Source organism: Anderseniella sp. Alg231-50, from assembly GCF_900149695.1.
Taxonomy (GTDB): domain Bacteria; phylum Pseudomonadota; class Alphaproteobacteria; order Rhizobiales; family Aestuariivirgaceae; genus Anderseniella.
Genome location: NZ_LT703003.1, coordinates 1,409,166 through 1,427,804, shown reverse-complemented (window position 1 = coordinate 1,427,804; position 18,639 = coordinate 1,409,166). Strand labels below are relative to the sequence as shown.

14 protein-coding genes are annotated in these 18,639 nt (G+C 55.7%); 2 read left to right on the top strand and 12 right to left on the bottom strand.

Features of this window, described 5'->3' with window-relative positions:
* Positions 1 to 24 precede the first annotated feature (24 nt).
* Positions 25 to 1,374 carry a nucleotide sugar dehydrogenase gene (locus tag DHN55_RS06790; protein WP_108880569.1) on the bottom strand — a complete coding sequence of 450 codons (1,350 nt, stop codon included), beginning with the start codon at positions 1,372 to 1,374 and terminating at the stop codon, positions 25 to 27.
* A gap of 95 nt (positions 1,375 to 1,469) precedes the next feature.
* Positions 1,470 to 2,252: a glycosyltransferase family 2 protein gene (locus DHN55_RS06785; protein ID WP_337659998.1), complete on the bottom strand. Its 783-nt coding sequence runs from the start codon at positions 2,250 to 2,252 to the stop codon at positions 1,470 to 1,472.
* Between the two features lie 159 nt (positions 2,253 to 2,411).
* Between DHN55_RS06785 and DHN55_RS06780 the strand changes: the two genes are divergently transcribed.
* Together DHN55_RS06780 and DHN55_RS06775 are read left to right on the top strand one after the other, a co-directional pair.
* A complete protein-coding gene (locus DHN55_RS06780; RefSeq protein WP_108880567.1) occupies positions 2,412 to 5,690 on the top strand; it encodes a CAP domain-containing protein in 3,279 nt (1,092 codons plus the stop codon).
* Positions 5,691 to 6,013: 323 nt separating this feature from the next.
* Positions 6,014 to 9,133: a M10 family metallopeptidase C-terminal domain-containing protein gene (locus DHN55_RS06775; RefSeq protein WP_337659997.1), complete on the top strand. Its 3,120-nt coding sequence runs from the start codon at positions 6,014 to 6,016 to the stop codon at positions 9,131 to 9,133.
* 25 nt (positions 9,134 to 9,158) lie between these two features.
* Here DHN55_RS06775 and DHN55_RS06770 read toward each other — a convergent pair whose 3' ends face one another.
* From DHN55_RS06770 to gmd, 10 genes are all read right to left on the bottom strand, one after another.
* Complete coding sequence (locus DHN55_RS06770; RefSeq protein WP_108880565.1) at positions 9,159 to 10,091, bottom strand: glycosyltransferase; 933 nt, start codon at positions 10,089 to 10,091, stop codon at positions 9,159 to 9,161.
* On the bottom strand, positions 10,091 to 10,738 hold the full coding sequence (locus tag DHN55_RS06765) for a methyltransferase domain-containing protein (RefSeq protein ID WP_108880564.1): 648 nt from the start codon (positions 10,736 to 10,738) through the stop codon (positions 10,091 to 10,093). Before DHN55_RS06765 ends, DHN55_RS06770 begins: the two co-directional genes overlap by 1 nt.
* A gap of 9 nt (positions 10,739 to 10,747) precedes the next feature.
* Positions 10,748 to 11,281: an acetyltransferase gene (locus tag DHN55_RS22595; protein ID WP_108880563.1), complete on the bottom strand. Its 534-nt coding sequence runs from the start codon at positions 11,279 to 11,281 to the stop codon at positions 10,748 to 10,750.
* 26 nt (positions 11,282 to 11,307) lie between these two features.
* Positions 11,308 to 12,459, bottom strand: a complete 1,152-nt coding sequence (locus DHN55_RS06755) for a glycosyltransferase (RefSeq protein ID WP_108880562.1) — start codon at positions 12,457 to 12,459, stop codon at positions 11,308 to 11,310.
* 25 nt (positions 12,460 to 12,484) lie between these two features.
* Positions 12,485 to 13,093 carry a class I SAM-dependent methyltransferase gene (locus DHN55_RS06750; RefSeq protein WP_337659996.1) on the bottom strand — a complete coding sequence of 203 codons (609 nt, stop codon included), beginning with the start codon at positions 13,091 to 13,093 and terminating at the stop codon, positions 12,485 to 12,487.
* A 119-nt stretch (positions 13,094 to 13,212) separates the two neighbouring features.
* Positions 13,213 to 13,734: a DapH/DapD/GlmU-related protein gene (locus tag DHN55_RS06745; RefSeq protein ID WP_108880560.1), complete on the bottom strand. Its 522-nt coding sequence runs from the start codon at positions 13,732 to 13,734 to the stop codon at positions 13,213 to 13,215.
* A gap of 117 nt (positions 13,735 to 13,851) precedes the next feature.
* Positions 13,852 to 15,057, bottom strand: coding sequence for a hypothetical protein (locus DHN55_RS06740; RefSeq protein ID WP_108880559.1), 1,206 nt, complete (start codon positions 15,055 to 15,057; stop codon positions 13,852 to 13,854).
* A 4-nt stretch (positions 15,058 to 15,061) separates the two neighbouring features.
* Positions 15,062 to 16,357 (bottom strand): O-antigen polymerase, encoded by a 1,296-nt coding sequence (locus DHN55_RS06735; RefSeq protein ID WP_337659995.1) that lies wholly within the window; start codon positions 16,355 to 16,357, stop codon positions 15,062 to 15,064.
* A 212-nt stretch (positions 16,358 to 16,569) separates the two neighbouring features.
* The gene (gene fcl, locus DHN55_RS06730) at positions 16,570 to 17,535 is read right to left on the bottom strand and encodes a GDP-L-fucose synthase (protein WP_108880557.1); all 966 of its coding nucleotides are present in this window, start codon (positions 17,533 to 17,535) and stop codon (positions 16,570 to 16,572) included.
* Positions 17,528 to 18,595 carry a GDP-mannose 4,6-dehydratase gene (gmd, locus tag DHN55_RS06725; RefSeq protein ID WP_108881753.1) on the bottom strand — a complete coding sequence of 356 codons (1,068 nt, stop codon included), beginning with the start codon at positions 18,593 to 18,595 and terminating at the stop codon, positions 17,528 to 17,530. The genes fcl and gmd overlap by 8 nt, the downstream gene beginning before the upstream one ends.
* Positions 18,596 to 18,639 lie beyond the last annotated feature (44 nt).

Below are 18,639 nucleotides of genomic sequence, written 5' to 3'. Positions count from 1 at the left end.
CATGGAATCCCGGGGTCTGCCTCGTCATGCTTTCACGATATGCGCGCCCGCCAGCCCGCGTCTGGCAAAGGCATTTCGTGCATCCACAATGAGTTTGGCACTGTTCGCGACAAGTTGGTAGTCAATGGCATCATGATCTGTTGAAACCAGCACGGCATTGTACTGCGCAACAGCTTCCGCGGTGAGGTCTGACGACTTGCGCCCGGCCAGATCAGCATGTTCCCGGGTCATGGGTATTTCACCAACGTGGGGATCGTGAAACTCAACCTTGCAGCCATGTTTTTCAAGCAACTCGATGAGCGCAAATGACGGGCTCTCCCTGATATCGGACACGTTTTTCTTGTAGGCTAGGCCGAGTACAAGAATAGCCGCTGCGCCAAGCGCGACGGACTGTTGCTGATCCAGCTCGTCCCGCAGCCTGCCGACCACATACTTCGGCATGGCGACATTGATTTCACCTGCCAGTTCGATGAACCGGGTCGGCAATCCATATTCACGCGACTTCCAGGTGAGGTAAAACGGATCTATCGGGATACAATGGCCACCCAGGCCCGGACCCGGATAAAACGGCATGAAGCCAAACGGCTTTGTCGAGGCCGCGTCAATGACCTCCCAGACATCAATGCCCATCGCGTCGTAGATCACCTTCAGTTCGTTGACCAGCGCTATGTTGACCGCCCTGAACACGTTCTCGGTGATCTTGACGGCTTCGGCAACAGACGGAGTTGACACCGGTACAACCGTATCGACCACCGCACCGTATAGTGCCTTCATCAGGTCTGAGGCCTGCTCACCGTCACCGGCCACCACTTTCGGAATACTGGCGGTATGATACCGGTCGTTGCCCGGATCTTCCCGCTCGGGCGAGAAACCCAACCAGAAATCCGCACCGGAACGCAGGCCGCCTGCTTCCAGGATCGGCTTCAGAACTTCAAGGGTAGTGCCTGGATAGGTCGTCGATTCAAGCACGATCAGGTGCCCCGGCCTAAGCCTGTCAGCTATCTGTTCGGCGGTGCCGGAAACATAGGACAGGTCTGGTTCGCGGTGCTTGGACAATGGCGTCGGGACACATATGACGACAGCGTCACAGTGCTTCAGATGTGCAAAGTCGGAAGTCGCCTCAAAACGCCTGGCGGACACATGACCGGCAAGTTCCTCGGAAGCAACGGCGTCAATATACGATAGCCCCTTGCCAAGTGCCGTGGTCTTGGCTTCATCGATATCGAAACCTGTAACCTTGAACCCGGCACGCGCACACGCGGCGGCCAGCGGCAGTCCGACATATCCGAGCCCGATGACACCGACGGTCGCGGTCCGGTCGGACAACCTGTTGAGGAGTGTCTCAAATACCGGTTCTGGAACAGGCTGGTTCAAGCGTGAAAATCTCCCGAGGAATTTACCGGAGCATTACAGGGACCGGTTGCCGATCGCAAGGCGCAAGGTCACAAAGGCATGGTTGCGCACCGGCATCACTTCGCCCTGAATTGACCCAGCTTGCTCAGGTTCTTCCACACCAGTGCACCTATGCCTCCAACGGCGTTGGACTGCAACGCCCGATAATCTTCACGACTTTTCCGCAAAACCCGTTCAACCGACCGGTTGCTTTCACCGCCCACCCGCATCTTGACGAAAACTTCCGGGACATACGTCGCCTGGATTCCGCCTTTGCCGAACCAGCGCAGAATGGCATCGTAGTCCGCAGCAATCTGGTAGCTGGTGTCATACCCGCCCCAGCGGTCAATCACGGACTTGCGCACATACAGAGAAGGATGCGGCGGCATCCACCCACGTTTCAGCTTCGAGGCCGAGAATTCACCGGCCGTCCAGTGGCGGATTACCCTGTCGGGATCTTTTGCGGATACATATTGCAAATCGCCGTAGACTGCATCCACATCGGCATTCTCAAAGGCACCCGCAACGAGTTCAAGAACTGATGCCGACGCAAATACATCATCAGAATGCATCAGCCCGATCACATCGCCGGTGGCCCGCTTCATCCCCTTGTTGAGCGCATCATAGATGCCGTCATCGGGTTCACTGGTCAGCGACATTCTCGGATCGGCAAGCTGGTTCAAAACCTCCAGGGAGCCATCTGTTGAGCCGGCATCCATGACCACATGTTCGAAATTCTCATGGGTTTGCGCCTGCAGCGACTTCACCGCATCCGCCAGCGTATCGCGGCGATTGTAAACGGCGGTAATGACGGAAATCTTCATGGCTCTGGGGTAAACGATTCTGTCGGGAAGATGCAAGCCGCCCGTTCCTGTGCAGCATCGCCGTCAGTCCAGATTTCGTAAAATTTTAATTACCGGAACCGGCTGAATTTTCATTTTCAGTGCCACGGAACTTTAGGCCGTGTGAGTCATTTTGTACGCCGACGACGACAGATCAATACTTCCGACGAGGCGACAATGTCCGAACCATCGGCTTACGAACAATATGCTCTGGAGCTAATGAATGCGCACCGGCTCAATCCGCAAAGCGCAGTTGATGCCTATGGAAACCCTTCAGGCACATTTTCCGCTACTCAGCTGCAACCGCTGGCGTTCAACCTGCTGCTGAACGATGCGGCTGAAGATCACAGCGCCTGGATACTGCAGACCAACCGGTTTTCCCATACCGGACAGGGCAACAGCAGCCCGGAAGAGCGGATGCAGGACGCCGGCTATCAGTTTACCGGAGATTCCGCGTCCGAAGAAAACCTCGCCTTGAGTCGCACGACCGGCTTTCTGAACGCATTGTCCGCACTGGAAGACAGCATTGAAGCGCTGTTCCTCAACGCAACGACCCGGGCCAGAACATTCGACCCGCAATTCCGCGAGATCGGCCTCGGTTTTGAGCTGGGCCGCTACAGACAATACAATGCAGCCGTATTGAACGAAAACTTTGCTGTATCAGGCGATGACAAGTTCATCACGGGCGTTGTCTACAACGACACCGATGCCAACGATCAGTTCTCGTACAATGAAGGTGTTGGTGGCGCAACGATCCGCATCCAGCCCCAGGGCGGATCGCAGGAAGACTTCGCAAACTATGCATCAGGTGGTTATTCCGCCTCAACCACTGCCTCCGGCCTCGTCAACGTTGAGTTTTCGCTCAATGGGACGACGACCAGCGTGGTCATCGAAATGGGTATCGACAATGTCAAGATCGACTTGCGTGACACCAATTTCATCACGTCATCTGCATCCGCATTCCTTGGAGAAGGCGCGGTTGGCCTTGAACTGCTTGGCATCAACGATACCAATGCAACAGGCAACGATGGTGAAAACACCCTGATTGGCAACTCGGGCGACAACCGCATCGCCGGTGGCGAGGCATCCGACACACTGACCGGTAACGGCGGCAGTGACACGTTCGTATTCGACAATTGCCATGACGGCGTTGACCAGGTGACCGATTTCGTATCCGGCACCGACATCATCGAGATCGGGCGCCTTGGCTTTGCACAAGCCATGCAGCTTGGTGAACTCGGCGCAGATAGTCTCGTGTTCGGTACAACTGCCACCCAGAACCAGGCACAATTCCTGTACGATCAGACGACGGGAAACCTGAGCATCGATGTGGATGGCACCGGCCTCGCAGAAGCGCTGCTGTTTGTCAATCTCGGCGCGGGAACTTCCCTGACGTACAGCGACATCGTCATAACTGCCGGCGGTCGTGCCCACTCGATCGTCAATGAAAATATCGTCGTGATCGAGAGCAACGGGGCTTATGAACTGGCCGTCGATCAGGATGGACGGTATCAGGTCAGCAATGGCGTTGGCATACTTGTCACATTGAGCCAGGGCGGCTCCGATGTCGGACCGGCGCGCTATGCCGGATGGTCCGCCCTGCAGGCTGAGGCAACCGCCACCGGCTTCACCGTGTTGTGGGAAGGTCCCAACGGCATTTATTCGCTCTGGCAGACCGACGCGACCGGCGCTCATCTGTCTTCGCAGGCGATGTCAGCGGCAGAACTTCCCCTGCTGGAACCGATCTTCCTGGCAGACATTAACGGTGACGGGAAAATCGGGGTCGCCGAAACCATTGAGGAAAACGGCGCCCTCCATCTCACCGTCAATCCAACAAATGCCTATCAGATCGGTGATGGCGTCGACACACCTATCACCCTTACGCACGGCGGAACAGCTGTCGGACCCGCGGCATATGCCGGCTGGTATGCCCGGCAGGCCGAAGCGACAGACACCGGATACACAGTGTTGTGGCAGGATTCCAACGGTGACTATTCACTCTGGCAGACAGATGCAACCGGTGCCTATCAGACTTCCAGGGCAGTGACGTCAGTCGAACTTCCCGGGCTGGAAACGGTCTTTGAGGCGGATCTTGATGGTGATGGCCAGATCGGCATTTCCGCTATGATCGAGGACAATGGCGCCTACCAACTCACTGTGAATCAGGCCAACGCATACGAGATCAACGACGGCCTTGGCACACAAGTCACCCTCAGCCAGGGCGGCACCAATGTCGGACCGGCGCGCTATGCCGGATGGTCCGTGCTGCAGGCCGAGGCGACGGATACCGGATACACAGTATTGTGGCAGGACCCCAATGGCGGTTACGCGCTGTGGCAAACTGATGCCACAGGTGCCTATCTGTCCTCCAAGCCGATGACGGCAGCCGCACTTCCCGGGCTGGAAACCACTTTCTCTGCCGACCTTGACGGCAATGGCCAGATCGGCCTTCCGGAAATCACCGAGGACAACGGCGCATACCAGCTCACCGTCAGTCAGGACAACGCCTATCAAATCAGTGACGGGGTCGGCGCACCGATTACCTTGTCGCAATCCGGCGCTGACGTCGGACCGGCTCGTTACGCTGGTTGGTCCGCCCTGCAAGCCGAGGCCACCGATACCGGATTTACCGTGTTGTGGCAGGATCCCAATGGCGGGTACGCGGTCTGGCAAACAGATGCCGATGGCGTCTACCAGTCTTCCAAGCCGATCACGGCAGCTGCACTTCCAGGGCTGGAAACAATTTTCGCCGCAGACCTGGACGGCAATGGCGAGATCGGGCTTCCCGACATCATCGAGGACGATGGTTCTTATCAGCTCACTGTCAGCACGGACAACGCATATCAATTCAGTGACGGGGTCAGCGCGCCGATTACGCTGACGCAGTCCGGTGCTGACGTCGGACCGGCACGCTATGCCGGCTGGTCTGCCCTGCAGGTCGAGGCGACAGACACCGGGTTTACCGTGTTGTGGCAAGACCCCAATGGCGGGTACGCACTCTGGGAGACGGATGCCGAAGGCGTCTATCAGTCCTCCAAGCCGATAACGGCAGCCGCACTTCCAGGGCTGGAAACCTTTTTTGCCTCAGACCTTGATGGCAGTGGCCAGATCGGGCTTCCGGACATCATCGAGGACAATGGCGCTTATCAGCTCACAGTCAACCAGAACGAGGCTTATGAGTTCAGCGACGGGATCGGCGCATCAATCACCCTGATGCAAGGTGGACTGGATGTCGGCCCCACACGCTATGCGGGCTGGTCTGCATTGCAGGTTGAAGCAAAAGGCGCTGGATTTGCCGTGCTGTGGCAGGACCCCAATGGCGGCTATTCGGTCTGGCAGACTGATGCTGAAGGCAACTATCAGGGGGGTTACGGCCTGTCAGCAGACGGACTGGCCGGTGTCGAGGCATTGTTCGCTGCAGACCTCAATGGCGACGGTGGCATAGGACTGGTTTAGCTTTTGATCTGCTCTTGTGGTGTGCAAATACAAGGCAGCCCTTGCGCCAGCCGATCAGACAGGTTTGGCCGTGGCCGGGTCTGTAGCAGCCAGGCGTTTGGCTATGTTTTTGGGCCGCGCCCGACGCTTCCCGCCCACGCCCGCAGCATGGCGCGCGTGGCCACCCGGGGTCACGATTCATTCAAATTTGAACAAATAACATCGGATCAAATTAAATCTCGCATGCCTACTATCCGGCAGGCGTACAGAGTGGTCCGGCCTCGGATTTCAGGGAAATGACTTAAGATATGTGTCAACACTGTTTCGAATACACAAGCGGGTCCATGACAATCTCAAACCTGCTTGACCAGCTGGGTGAGTGGTTGTCCGACAATCCCTCCCCTTTTGGCCAGCCTGGCGAACAGGGGTGGCAACAAGTCGAATTGCCCGGTACCGGATCGTTTGGCCTTGCGTCCCTGTCTGAACTGGACAATTCCTCCAATACCCCGCAGCAAGCCGGCACGGGCGAAGGCGGAACGGCTAACGGGGTTTCGGAAGGCTTCAACCAGGCTCTGGTCGACCAGCTCGACAGTGACTATGATTACGGCGGAGGGTTCACCGCGCCCAATGAATGGCGTGAATTCTCCGGTGAGACCGCGCAGACTATTACCTACGGATTCCCGACAAGCGCCAGTTTCGCATCCGGATTCGGTGAAGCGTCGGGCTGGAGTGAATTCACAGAGGCGCAAAAAACGGCCGCCCGCCTTGCCATGAACATGTGGGATGATCTGGTTGCAACCGAATTGGTTGAAGCCACCGGCAGTGCTGCCAATTCTGCGGATATAAAGCTGTCTAACACCACCACCAGTATCGGCTATGCCCACGCTTGGGGAACCGGCTATGTCGGCTATGAAGGCGGCACCTATGGGGCCATCGACGGATCGGTATGGTTCAATTCCGCCTTCGACAGTTCACAGCAGTCCAATGACCTGATGACACCGACCCTGAACAGTCACGGCTTTGCGACCTTTGTCCATGAAATCGGTCACGCCCTTGGTCTCGCTCACGGCGGAGATTACAACGGCGGCAATCCGCAATACGGCAATACGTCAACCGGATGGGAGTTTGCCGAAGACAGTCAGCAATATACCATCATGTCTTATTTTGATGCTGACAACACTGGTGCCGACTGGGGAAATAACAACACCTGGGCTCCCTATATCTGGGAAAATTCAGCCCAGACCCCAATGGTCTACGACATTCTTGCCATTCAACAGATGTATGGTGCCGATTACACAACCCGCGCGGATGATACGGTTTACGGCTTCAACTCAACCGTTGGCGGCGCCATTTACGATTTCAACAACAACCAGACACCGATCCTGACCATCTGGGACGGAGACGGTGTTGACACGATAGACCTGTCAGGCTGGTCTCTGTCATCGACCCTGTCGCTGGTAGCCGGGTCTTACTCGAGCACCAACGGTCTCGATTACAACCTGGCCATTGCCTATGACGTGGACATCGAAAACGCCATTGGCGGCTCAGGTTACGATGTCTTGACCGGTAATGACCTGGACAATGTCCTGACCGGCAATGGCGGCAATGATACGCTGATCGGCAATCGCGGCGATGACACACTTTATGGCGGCGAAGGAGCCGATAACCTTTCCGGCGGCGAGGGCAATGACTGGCTCGATGGCGGCAGCGGCGGTGACATCATCGATGGCGGAGCCGACAACGACACTATTGTGTTCGATGCCGCAGATAATTTCGCCGATCTGAATGGCGGCGATGGCTGGGACACCCTGTTCTTCTATGACAACTGGCAGGATCTCGATCTCGCTGCCCGGAATTTTGAGCAGTCCCAGGTGCAGGTCACCGACAATGGTGCCGAAGCCTGGGCGACGATCACCGATACCTATGACCTCAATGATAACCTGATTGAACGCCTTACAGTGAACGATGACGGCACGAGTTCACTGACCGTCTATGACTTCTATAATGTGGAGACCTGGACGGAGTGGACCCGCCATTATGACGGCGACGGGGCCCTGCTTTCCGAAGTGTTTGCCAATGACGCAAACACTGTTGAGAGCAATGGTGCCCACCAGCTTTCCATCACTCCATCCAATGCCTACGAAATCAGCGACGGGACCGGCACACCGGTCATCCTGACACAAGGCGGATCCGAGGTCGGACCAGAACGCTATGCCGGCTGGTCAGCGCTGCAGGCCGAGGCAACGGACACCGGTTTTACCGTGCTGTGGCAAGGGCCGAACGGCATCTACACCGTGTGGCAGACGGACGCCAATGGCGCTTACCTGTCTTCCAGCACCCATTCATCTGCCGCACTTGCCGGACTGGAACCGATTTTCGATGCAGATCTTGATGGCAATGGACAGGTCGGGGCCTTCCAGACCGTCGAGGACAATGGCGCCTACCAGCTGTCCGTCACGCCGGACAACGCTTATGAAATCAGCAACGGTATCGGTGCGCCGGTCATCCTGACTCAAGGTGGAACAGACGTCGGTCCTGCGCGCTATGCAGGCTGGTCAGCCCTGCAGGCCGAGGCAACGGACACCGGCTTTTCCGTACTGTGGCAAGGGCCCAACGACATCTACACCGTGTGGCAGACAGACGCCAATGGCGCTTACCTATCTTCCAGCACCCACTCCTCTGCCGCACTCGCCGGAATGGAAACGGTTTTCGCTGCGGACCTTGATGGCAATGGACAGATCGGAAGCTTCCAGGCAGTCGAGGACAATGGCGCCTACCAGCTGTCCATCACGCCGGCCAATGCTTATGAAATCAGCGACGGGGTCGGCACACCGGTCACCCTGACACAAGGCGGAACAGACGTCGGTCCTGCGCGTTATGCCGGCTGGTCTGCGCTGCAGGTCGAGGCGACGGACACCGGCTTTACCGTGTTGTGGCAGGGACCCGATGACATCTATTCACTCTGGCAGACGGACGCTGCCGGCGCCTATCAGTCTTCCAGCATCAAGTCAGCTGCTGCACTTTCCGAACTGGAGACCACTTTTGCTGCTGATCTTGACGGCAACGGGCACATCGGGGCCTTCGAAGTCATCGAGGACAACGGAGACCACCAACTGTCCGTCACTGCTGCCAATGTCTATGAAATCAGTGATGGAGGCGCCACGTCAGTCGCACTGACGCAAAGCGGAACAGACGTCGGTCCTGCGCGTTATGCCGGCTGGTCAGCGCTGCAGGCCGAGGCCACAGACACCGGATATACCGTACTGTGGGAGGGCCCCAGCGACGTCTACTCTGTCTGGGAGACGGACGCGAACGGTGCCTATCTCTCTTCCAGCACCCACTCATCAAACGACCTTGTCGGACTGGAGTCGCTATTCGCAGCAGACCTTGATGGCGACGGCATGATTGGAGTTGACCAAACTCCCCAATTGTCCATCGGACAGGACGACGATTTTCTTGTCTGACGCCGTCGCCTGACGGCGGTCAGCATCAAGGCCTGCCATTCTTGGAAGATTGATCAAGTGTCTGTTTCAGCTTGACAAACAACACCTTGTCAATTGCCGTCACAGCGTCAACATCATGGTTTTTCATATATGTTTTCACCTCCAGTAATTTGGTATCGACCAGGAAGCGATACCAGAAACCCTGCAGGACATGAAATGCCGTTGCTTCGCGCCCGTCCAGAAATCCCAGGCAAATCACATAGCGGTAAAAGAAGTATACAAATGCGCGCATGCCGGCGGGTAGACGGGCATAGACCTTCTCCTTCAGGAACCGCTTCACGCCGACCTGCCGGCCACCTTGAAGACTGGCCACCGTGTCATGCGGCATGAAGTGATATTCGAGATTGAGAAGATCAATTACCTCCCGGCTGGCATATGAATTGTGTTTGTCGGTCCACCAGGTAAGCGGGTTCAGATTATCATCAATGATGTCGCCCTTGAAGTCAGCGGTCTGTCCATCGACCTTGATATGCTCGTCCATCCAGCGGTCTTCACAACGCCCTTTTCCAAATCGGAAAAGTCTCAGGACCCTGATCGGAAAAACGCCGCCGTGCCGGACAGGTTTCTGAAGGAAGGTCATGCGGCGCGATACATACACCCCTTCAACATCCTCGCTAAGCCCGCCAAGTGCCTGCTTGATTTCCGTCGCCAGTCCGGGCGTTACAAACTCGTCGGCATCAAGGCGCAGCACCCATTCGCTGTCATCCGCCAACTGGTCGAGCGCCCAATTGAACTGGGTGGCATAGTTGACCCACTTGTTCTCGTGAACCACCGCGCCGAGAGAGCGCGCGATCTCGCGGGTTTTGTCGACCGAGCCGGAATCCACCACCACGACACGTTCGGCTATGTCCTTGACCGAACCGATCGCCCGCGCCAGATGCTGCTCCTCATTGGCGGTAAGAATGACGACGGTTAACATTACGGCTTACTCGCTATTGCTATCATCGACTTGGCCAGGGGAGGAATTCGCCCGACCCGCAGGAAGCGCACATCGACAAAGCCGACTTCATTCAGGAGTTCCGTCAGGGTTCGCATAGACCAGAATTTGATGTGCCCATGATCCCACAGGGCAGTGAAATGCTTGTCCATGGCCCCGGTGGCGGCCAGCGCCAGGTTTTTCAGATATCCGTGGTACGGCGTGGACACAATGGCCGTCCCGCCGGGCTCCAGCAAGTCGATCAAGGTGGAGGCATAATCTCGCGGCGCATAGACATGTTCCACGACTTCGAGGCTTATCACGACCGGATATCGGCCATGTTCCTTTGCCAGATCGTCATAGGCCGATCCAGACGATAGTTTGAGGTCCGGATAGCTCTTGCGAGCTTCGGCAATGCCCTCAACTGAAGGGTCCACTCCCGTCACATCCCAGCCCCGGGCCTCCATGACCTGGGCGACGCTGCCATTTCCACATCCGAGATCGAAGACGCGTGGCGGCTGGTCGTTGCTTGATGAAGCGGCCTTCAACCGGTCGAGCTCTGCAAGCACTGCCGGCAAAATGTATCCGTGCGAGCAGTTCTGCTCAGGATCATCATATTTGTATCCAGAAATTTCCGATGTGTTTTTCATGATTCCAAATCAGTCCAAGTGGTTGATTTCCCTCGCTGGATTGCCAGCAACGATCGCTTTCGCCGATACATTTTTGATAACCACGGCACGCGCACCGACAATTGCACCATCACCGATACTCACATTCGGGCCAACAAAGGCATCTGCGCAAATCCAGACGCTGTCCCCAATTGTGATCGGTGGTTTTGTAAGCGGCCTGTCGGCGCGGCTGTAGTCATGGCTGCCGGCGCACAGGTGAGAATTTTGCGATACTGTTGTTGCACGACCCAGTGCAATTGGACCCAGGGCATACAATATCACCCTGTCACCTACTGCGCTTCCATCCTCTATCGACAGATTCCACGGTATCGATATCCGGACCGTTGGATATACATGAACATCATTTCCGATTCTGGCCTTGAACAAACGAAGCAACGCCCTGCGCCATCCCCAGAACGGCCTTGGGCTCCACGCAAACAGTGGATGTGCCAGTGCCCACAGCACCCGGCCTGCATTTTCCCGCCTCGTCCACTTTTGGGCGGCCCGGTTAGATTGTACATCCATGGCAGTTACATTCTTGAGTTAGCCAGTTAAGTGATCCTGACACAGGAAGGCGGATCACCGCCCTCCCGGAGCCAGCCATAAGCGTCGATCAGTTTCCGTCCGATGGTTTCCCATCCAAACTCGCTCTTCATCCAGGCGCGGCCACGCTGCCCCATCGCGTCAATTTCGTCTTCCGATGTTTCCATGGCCGCACAAAGCTGAGCGGTAAGGCGGTCTATGCCATGATCGATCCACCAACCGCACTTCTGGGTTTCCAGCCCGCTCCACGGGGCCCCTTTGGTACAGATGACCGGCGTGCCTGCCATGAGGCTTTCCGCCACCGTCATCCCGAAGTTTTCATTGAGGGTCGCCAGCACAAACAGGCTTGAGTCTGCATACAGGCGCTGCTTTTCCGCCCCGAATACGGGGCCCCTCACCTCCACTGTAGTCAGGGACAGCTGTTCGACCAGGCCGGTGAGTTCTTCAGAATGGCCTTTTTCACTTGGCCCGGCGATGACCAGCCGCCATTCCGGAAATCGCTTGGTGACTTCAGCCCATGACTTTATCAACCGGTCCAGGCCCTTTTTGGCATGAACCCGGCCGATCGAAATCACGACCTTGTCGCGCCCGGTTCGCCCGGGTGATCTGGCCGGCACATCGTCGTGAATACCATTTGGCACAACCGCGATCGGTTGACGGTACCCAAGCGCGCGTATCTCATCAGCCTCCGATTCCGCCGTGGCATGGAACATGTCCACCGCATCAAGTGCCCGGTTCTGGAACATGTGCCCGAATACCTTTTTGCGTATCGGGGAAAAGTTCAGGGACGTCGCAGACAGCATGCCACGCGGGGCCGTGACCAGCTTGACGTCCCGGTTCTTCCTGCGGGCCAGGGAGCCATATATGTTCGGCATCATCCAAAGCCCGTGATTGTGGATTATGTCAGCTCCGGGCTCTGCGACACGCTTCTTCAATTCTGAGGAAATATACAGCCTCTGCAAAACCGGTATCGAGCTCAGGTCACGTGGCATTGTTTCAAACACAACGCCACTGTCGTGCGCCTTGCCAGGTGTCCCGACCGACAACAGGGCAACGTCACTGCCCAACCCGGCCTGGGCTTTCGCCAGAGACGGCACGGAGTAGGACAGACCTGACGCTTCGGATTCGATTGAGGTCACAATATGGGAAATTTTCAGCATGTTTTCAGGTGCAGGCCGTGTCTGATTATTTGGCCAGTGTTCCAATTATGTTTGATCTGAAGGAGCGCAGGAGATCTGTTGAATTCACCGTTCGTTCATACGCAACTCCCAACAGCAACGGGACCGGATGAAACTGCAGGTAGGACGGGTTCGGTTCGATAAACTCTATATCGATACCGGAAAAACCGACAGCACCGGCTTCGGTCTCAATAGCCGCTCGCGTGTTCAGGCGGTAAAACGTCGGCCAGGGTTCATGAGCATCCTCTGGCAACTGACGGATGCGGTTGGCGATGAACTCATGAAATGATTGGGGCGTGATCCACGATATCAACGCCACGTAATGAAACAGGTTCGGCGTGCGGAAAAAGTACTTGCCGCCGGGTTTGAGCATCCTCAGCGTTTCGGTGAGGAACTCGCGCGGATTTTCGACATGTTCGATCACGAAGTCAGAGTAGATCAGATCAAAGTGATCGCTTGGAAAATCCACCTTGCCGTCTTCAATCAACACCGCCTTGTCCAGTTCATCATTGGATAACACAACAGGGTCAATGTCAGCGCCGCAAACCTCGCGCACCGATCCTTTGAACTGTCTGATGGCCGCCCGGGTTGCCGGTCCGGCACCAAGATTCAACATGACTGTATCAGGCTTGGTATCAGTTCTGATCAAATCGTAGAAACGTTTGGTTCCATTGTATTTTTCATCGCTGTAAAAATACTCTACCAGTTTTTGAGAGATGGACACTTTGGCTTAATTCACTTCTTGCTGGTTGTGTTGGACTTTACAAACCCGACCTGACGCGCCGGATTCCCGGCCCAGACCGTGTGTTCTGGAATGTTCTTGGTAACGACGGAACCCGCGCCGATCACAGCCCCTGCGCCAATTTCGCTGCAACTCGGCAGGATGATTGCCCGGGCTCCGATCCACACATTCTGACCTATGCATTTCGGGTATCCGGTAGGCCGGGCTCTCGGGTCGAAACCGTGATCATGTGTGTAGACGACAACCGAGTCGGAGATGAGCGCACCTGATCCGATCTCCAGTTCCGCGGAATTGTCGAGAACCACATTGCCGTTGATCTGCACCCCGTCGCCCAGCACAAGAGATGATCCGGCGATCTCGGCGCCAACAATAACCCCTGCTTCGATCACACAATCGGAACCGATGCTGACTACACCGGGCTCGGCAAACCTCACCCGGCGCATGATCCGGGTGCGTGCGCCGACCGCGCGACATGCCAGACGGTGGTATACGGTGGCCGAAATGTCGGCAAGCATCGTAAAAATTTTTCTGGCAAGTCGTGGCACAAAATATACAGGCCCACCCGAATACCTCAAAACAACCTCCAGTCAGCGATCAATTTCTGCAATCTCAATCCATCAAGTCTTCAGTTTTCAGGCGGGCCTGGCATTGCGGAAACTCACCACCGAGATCAAGATTCTGATCATGTAGCAAAGCACATAGGCCGCCGTGATGAAAAACAGCAGGTCGGAGTAGCCAAGCAATACGACCCCGAGCAACACGACCACAAAGGCGATCAAGCTGACCAGGGGCGCGGCCGCGTAGGCGCGGGTTGTCTTGCGCGCTGCAAGGCTTAGCGAGACGAAGCCGGCTGTCGCCACCGGCAGCATGGCAATTGCGGTAATCTCCAGATAGGGAACCGCCTCTGCTGCCTGTTTTCCGATCAGGAGTTCCAGAACGAAGACCGGGGCCACCACAACCCCGACCAGGAACAGCAACGATATGAAAGCACCGATCAGCACGCCACGAACGAGATGCCGGTTCTGGCCTTGCACCTGGTTTTCCCTGGTCAGGCTGGCCGCCTGCGACAGGAACTTGAAACCAAACGCCGATGTCAGCAGCTGAAACGGCCCGTACAGGATATGGGCCAGACCCACAAAGGCAAACTCGACCGTTGGCAGGTAGAAAAACGCTGCATAGCGAAAACTGTTGAACTGCAGATTATCCAGAAGCGGGAAAAACGCCGGCAATGAAGAATGCCTCAGGGCGAAGACAAGTTTCCTGATACCCTCGGTCCACGGCAGTTTTGAACCGGACTGTTTCAGCAGGGGCATCAGGTCAAAATACGCGACAAGCGGAGCGACAATTGCCAGCGTGACGACAGCGGCGGAGAACACGTCAACTCCCCAGAAAGTCAGAGCCAGAAACGGCAGTGCTCCAGCTACCCCTCTCAGCGCAAATGACCTGCCCACCCGATCAAATCTTGCATCACGCTGATAGAACCCGATGGCGGCGTCGGAAAGCTGGTCCACTGCTCTGAGGGCAAGCAGGGCGGATGCGGCGACAGCCGCGGCAACATTGTCTGCCAGAAAACACACGCAGGTCACTGTTATTGCAAACGCACCGCCCACAACGATCGAGCGGAGCAGAATGACGCTTGCAGGAGAGTACTGGGCCTCGTCACCCACCACGACAAAGGTCCGCAGGTTAAAGCTGCCTGCCAGGCACAAAGGTGCGAATATTGACAGGGCGAAACTATAGAATCCTATGATGGAAAACTGCGACTGATGAGACAGGACCAGCACCACAACGGTTTGGCAGATCGCCCATATGATTTGTCCTGTTAAGACCTGCGGCATACGATCAGTGTTGCGGTTGCGTTACATGATTTACCCGTCGAAATCTGAATTTCATCAGGACCTTGACCATGAAATACGAGACAACAAGGCAGACAATCAAAGCGAACAGGTTCGATATTCGCAGGTTTGATATTTTGAAGTTGATGAAAATACTCATCATCAATACGAGGCGGAATGTTGAATTGGGATTTTTCTGGAAGAAAAGGTAGGCAATGGAAAACACCATTCCCTGAATAATCCCGAAAATCACAATCATCGGAATGCCACCGTTCATGTAGGCAGTGCCGAAAGTTTCTCCCGGCCACGATGCAAGCCCTCGCAGGGTGACCGCAGGTGTCCCCGGTTCAAGGTATCCACCCAAAGACGCAGCGCGTATGTAAAGGCCGTCATCCACCGGCGGTTTCAACGGAAAATAGGCGCTGGGGACAAACGCATACAGCAGATCCCTGAAGGTAGCTCCGTAATAGAAGTTGCTGCTGTTGAAAAACTCGACAACGAATATGTACGTATCCAGGTAACTGACTGAGATAAAAATATAGGAAAATGAGTTTACCGACTCATGCAGCAGCGTAGGCAGGTCCTGGATAAACTCATCAAAATTCGAAACTTTCCTGTATGTCAGAACCAGGAAGAAATACACGATTATGACAAAGTAACTGAATGAGATACTCAGGATGGAATTCGGTTTGAATTTCAGAAAATCGTCCCGGTAGACCGAGTAGACGATAAGGCAATAAATGAACAGGTGAATGGCAAATTTCCTGCCGCCAAACAGGGAAGCGAAAAAGACAGACAAGACGAATATGACAACCAGCACCCAGAAGTCGGTCTTGTGACGGGTAAGTGCATGCCTCTTCGCGGCGATGACGCAGGCCAACAGCAGGAAAGTGTCGACAAAATAGTTTAACGGCCCCAGGCCTCTTTGCAGAGAGACCCTGAGGTTTACGTTTTCAAGAATGTACGACAGGCCACCGACAGATTGCAGCTTGAACAGGAACCCCAGCGAGGCGAGTGCAAACAGGATGTATATGATCGATTTGTCTTCCGGCCGCAGTTGAACCTGCTGACTGGATCTACCGGCATACAGGCCGTTAACGAAGGTGTTCGTGCTATAATAGGTAGCAATAATGACTGCATTCAAAATACTGAAAATGAGGAACGTTGATATCAGGGCGGAAGGTATGCCGTCTGCACTGAGCACCCTGACGTCCCGGTGAATCAGTTCCGGGTTGTGTGCAGCAAGAATCGCACCCGGAGCAATCAGCAGCACCTGAAGTGCCGACCAGACTTTTATCGGCACGAATATCTGCTTACTGCCCTCAACAAACCACGGTATCATCGTGATTGTGCAAAACAGCAGCAGTGCTAAATGCGATAGATATACATCAATCATCGTGGATCGTATCTATCTTGCCGGTCGTGTTGGAAATTTGAAATTTGAGTGTGAGGATGGGTTTCTAGAGGTTCGTATCAGGTTGTTCTTCAGAACACGCCAGCCTGACCTTTCGCAGATCAGCGCTGCTGGAAATCTGGCAATCCATTGTCACTGCCCAGTTCCCGGTAGGTACTTTCAAGGCCCTCCTCGAGAGACCGCGCGCTTTGCCAACCCAGTTGGGTCAGCCGCGACACGTCGGCAAGTTTGCGGGGCGTACCGTCAGGCTTGGACGCATCAAACTCCAGTTCACCCTCAAATCCCACAACCTGGCAGACGGCTTCGGCCAATTCCCGGATCGAGACTTCCTCGCCAGAACCTACATTGATGTGGCGGTCACCTGAATAGTGTTTGGCCAGAAACACCACCGCATCGGCAAGATCGTCGACATGAAGGAATTCCCGCAGCGGAGTGCCCGACCCCCAAACACTCAGTGTTTTTGCGCCCGACACCTTGGCTTCGTGTGCTTTTCGCAGCAATGCGGGCAGGACATGGGATGTCGCCAGGTCATAATTGTCACCTGGGCCGTAAAGGTTCGTGGGTTGTGCAGCGATAAAATCGCTACCGTGTTGCCTGCGATAAGCCTGGCACAGCTTGATGCCCGCAATCTTGGCAATAGCATACCACTCGTTGGTCGGTTCCAGCGACCCGGTCAGCAGAGCCTCTTCAGGGATCGGTTGCGGTGCCAGTTTCGGATAGATGCAGGTTGAACCCAGGAACACCAGCTTCTCAACGCCAGCCTTGAACGCAGCGTGGATAATGTTGGCCTCGATCATCAGGTTCTCATACAGGAACTGGGCCGGGTACGTGTTGTTCGCGTGTATGCCACCGACTTTGGCTGCTGCCAGAAACACCACCTGCGGCCGGTTGGCGTTCATCCAATTCTCTACGTCTTCCTGGCGGACAAGGTCCGCATCGTCACGACTGGCGGTCAGGACGGAGCATTTCTCCGACTGCAGCCTGCGGACCAGCGCAGAGCCGACCATTCCACGATGACCGGCCACCCACACGGACTTGCCCGCAAGAGGAAAGACCGGCTCACTCATGCCGGTTGCGGCGATGTTCCTCCGCCACCTGTTTCATGTCTTCCCGGACCATTTCCGAGACAAGCTCGGACAGCGGCGTCGTGGCGCTCCAGCCAAGCTTCTCCTTGGCCTTGCGCGGATCACCGATCAGAATGTCAACTTCCGTGGGTCGGAAGTAACGTGGGTCGACACGCACCAGGATCCGACCCGATGCCTTGTCCGTGCCGGTTTCCTCGACACCTTCGCCGTGCCATTCAATATCGATGCCCACTTCCTTGAAACCCGCATCAACGAATGACCGGACCGTTTGGGTTTCGCCTGTCGCCAGTACAAAATCATCCGGTTCATCATGCTGCACAATACGCCACATGCCTTCCACATAGTCCCGGGCATGTCCCCAGTCTCGCTTGGCATCCAGGTTGCCGAGATACAGAGTGTCCTGAAGTCCGTGATGGATTGCCGCCACCGCCCGGGTAATCTTGCGGGTAACGAAAGTTTCGCCGCGAATGGGGCTTTCATGATTGAACAGGATGCCGTTTGAGGCATGAAAACCGTACGCCTCCCGGTAATTTACCGTGATCCAGTAGGCATAGAGCTTTGCCGCGGCATAAGGCGAGCGTGGATAAAACGGTGTCGTCTCGGACTGCGGTATCTCCTGGACCTTGCCGTAAAGCTCCGACGTTGATGCCTGGTAGAACCGGGTTTTCTCGCCCAGTTTCAACAGTCGCATTGCTTCAAGAATCCGCAAGGCTCCGATCCCGTCGGCATTCGCGGTGTATTCTGCGGTATCAAAACTCACCTGTACATGCGATTGGGCCGCGAGATTGTAAACCTCGTCCGGCTGCACCTCCTGCATCAGGCGGATGAGGTTGGTCGCATCGGTCATGTCACCGAAATGCAGGAACATCTTTACACCCTGCTCGTGAGGGTCGTGATAAAGATGATCAATACGTCCGGTGTTGAATGACGACGACCGCCGTTTAACACCATGTACTTCGTAACCTTTGGCGAGGAGAAGTTCGGCCAGATAGGCCCCGTCCTGGCCTGTAATGCCAGTAATCAGTGCGCGCTTCGTAGTCACGTAAGACCTTTCAAAAGCATGGGTTTTCAGTCGGATTGATGCCG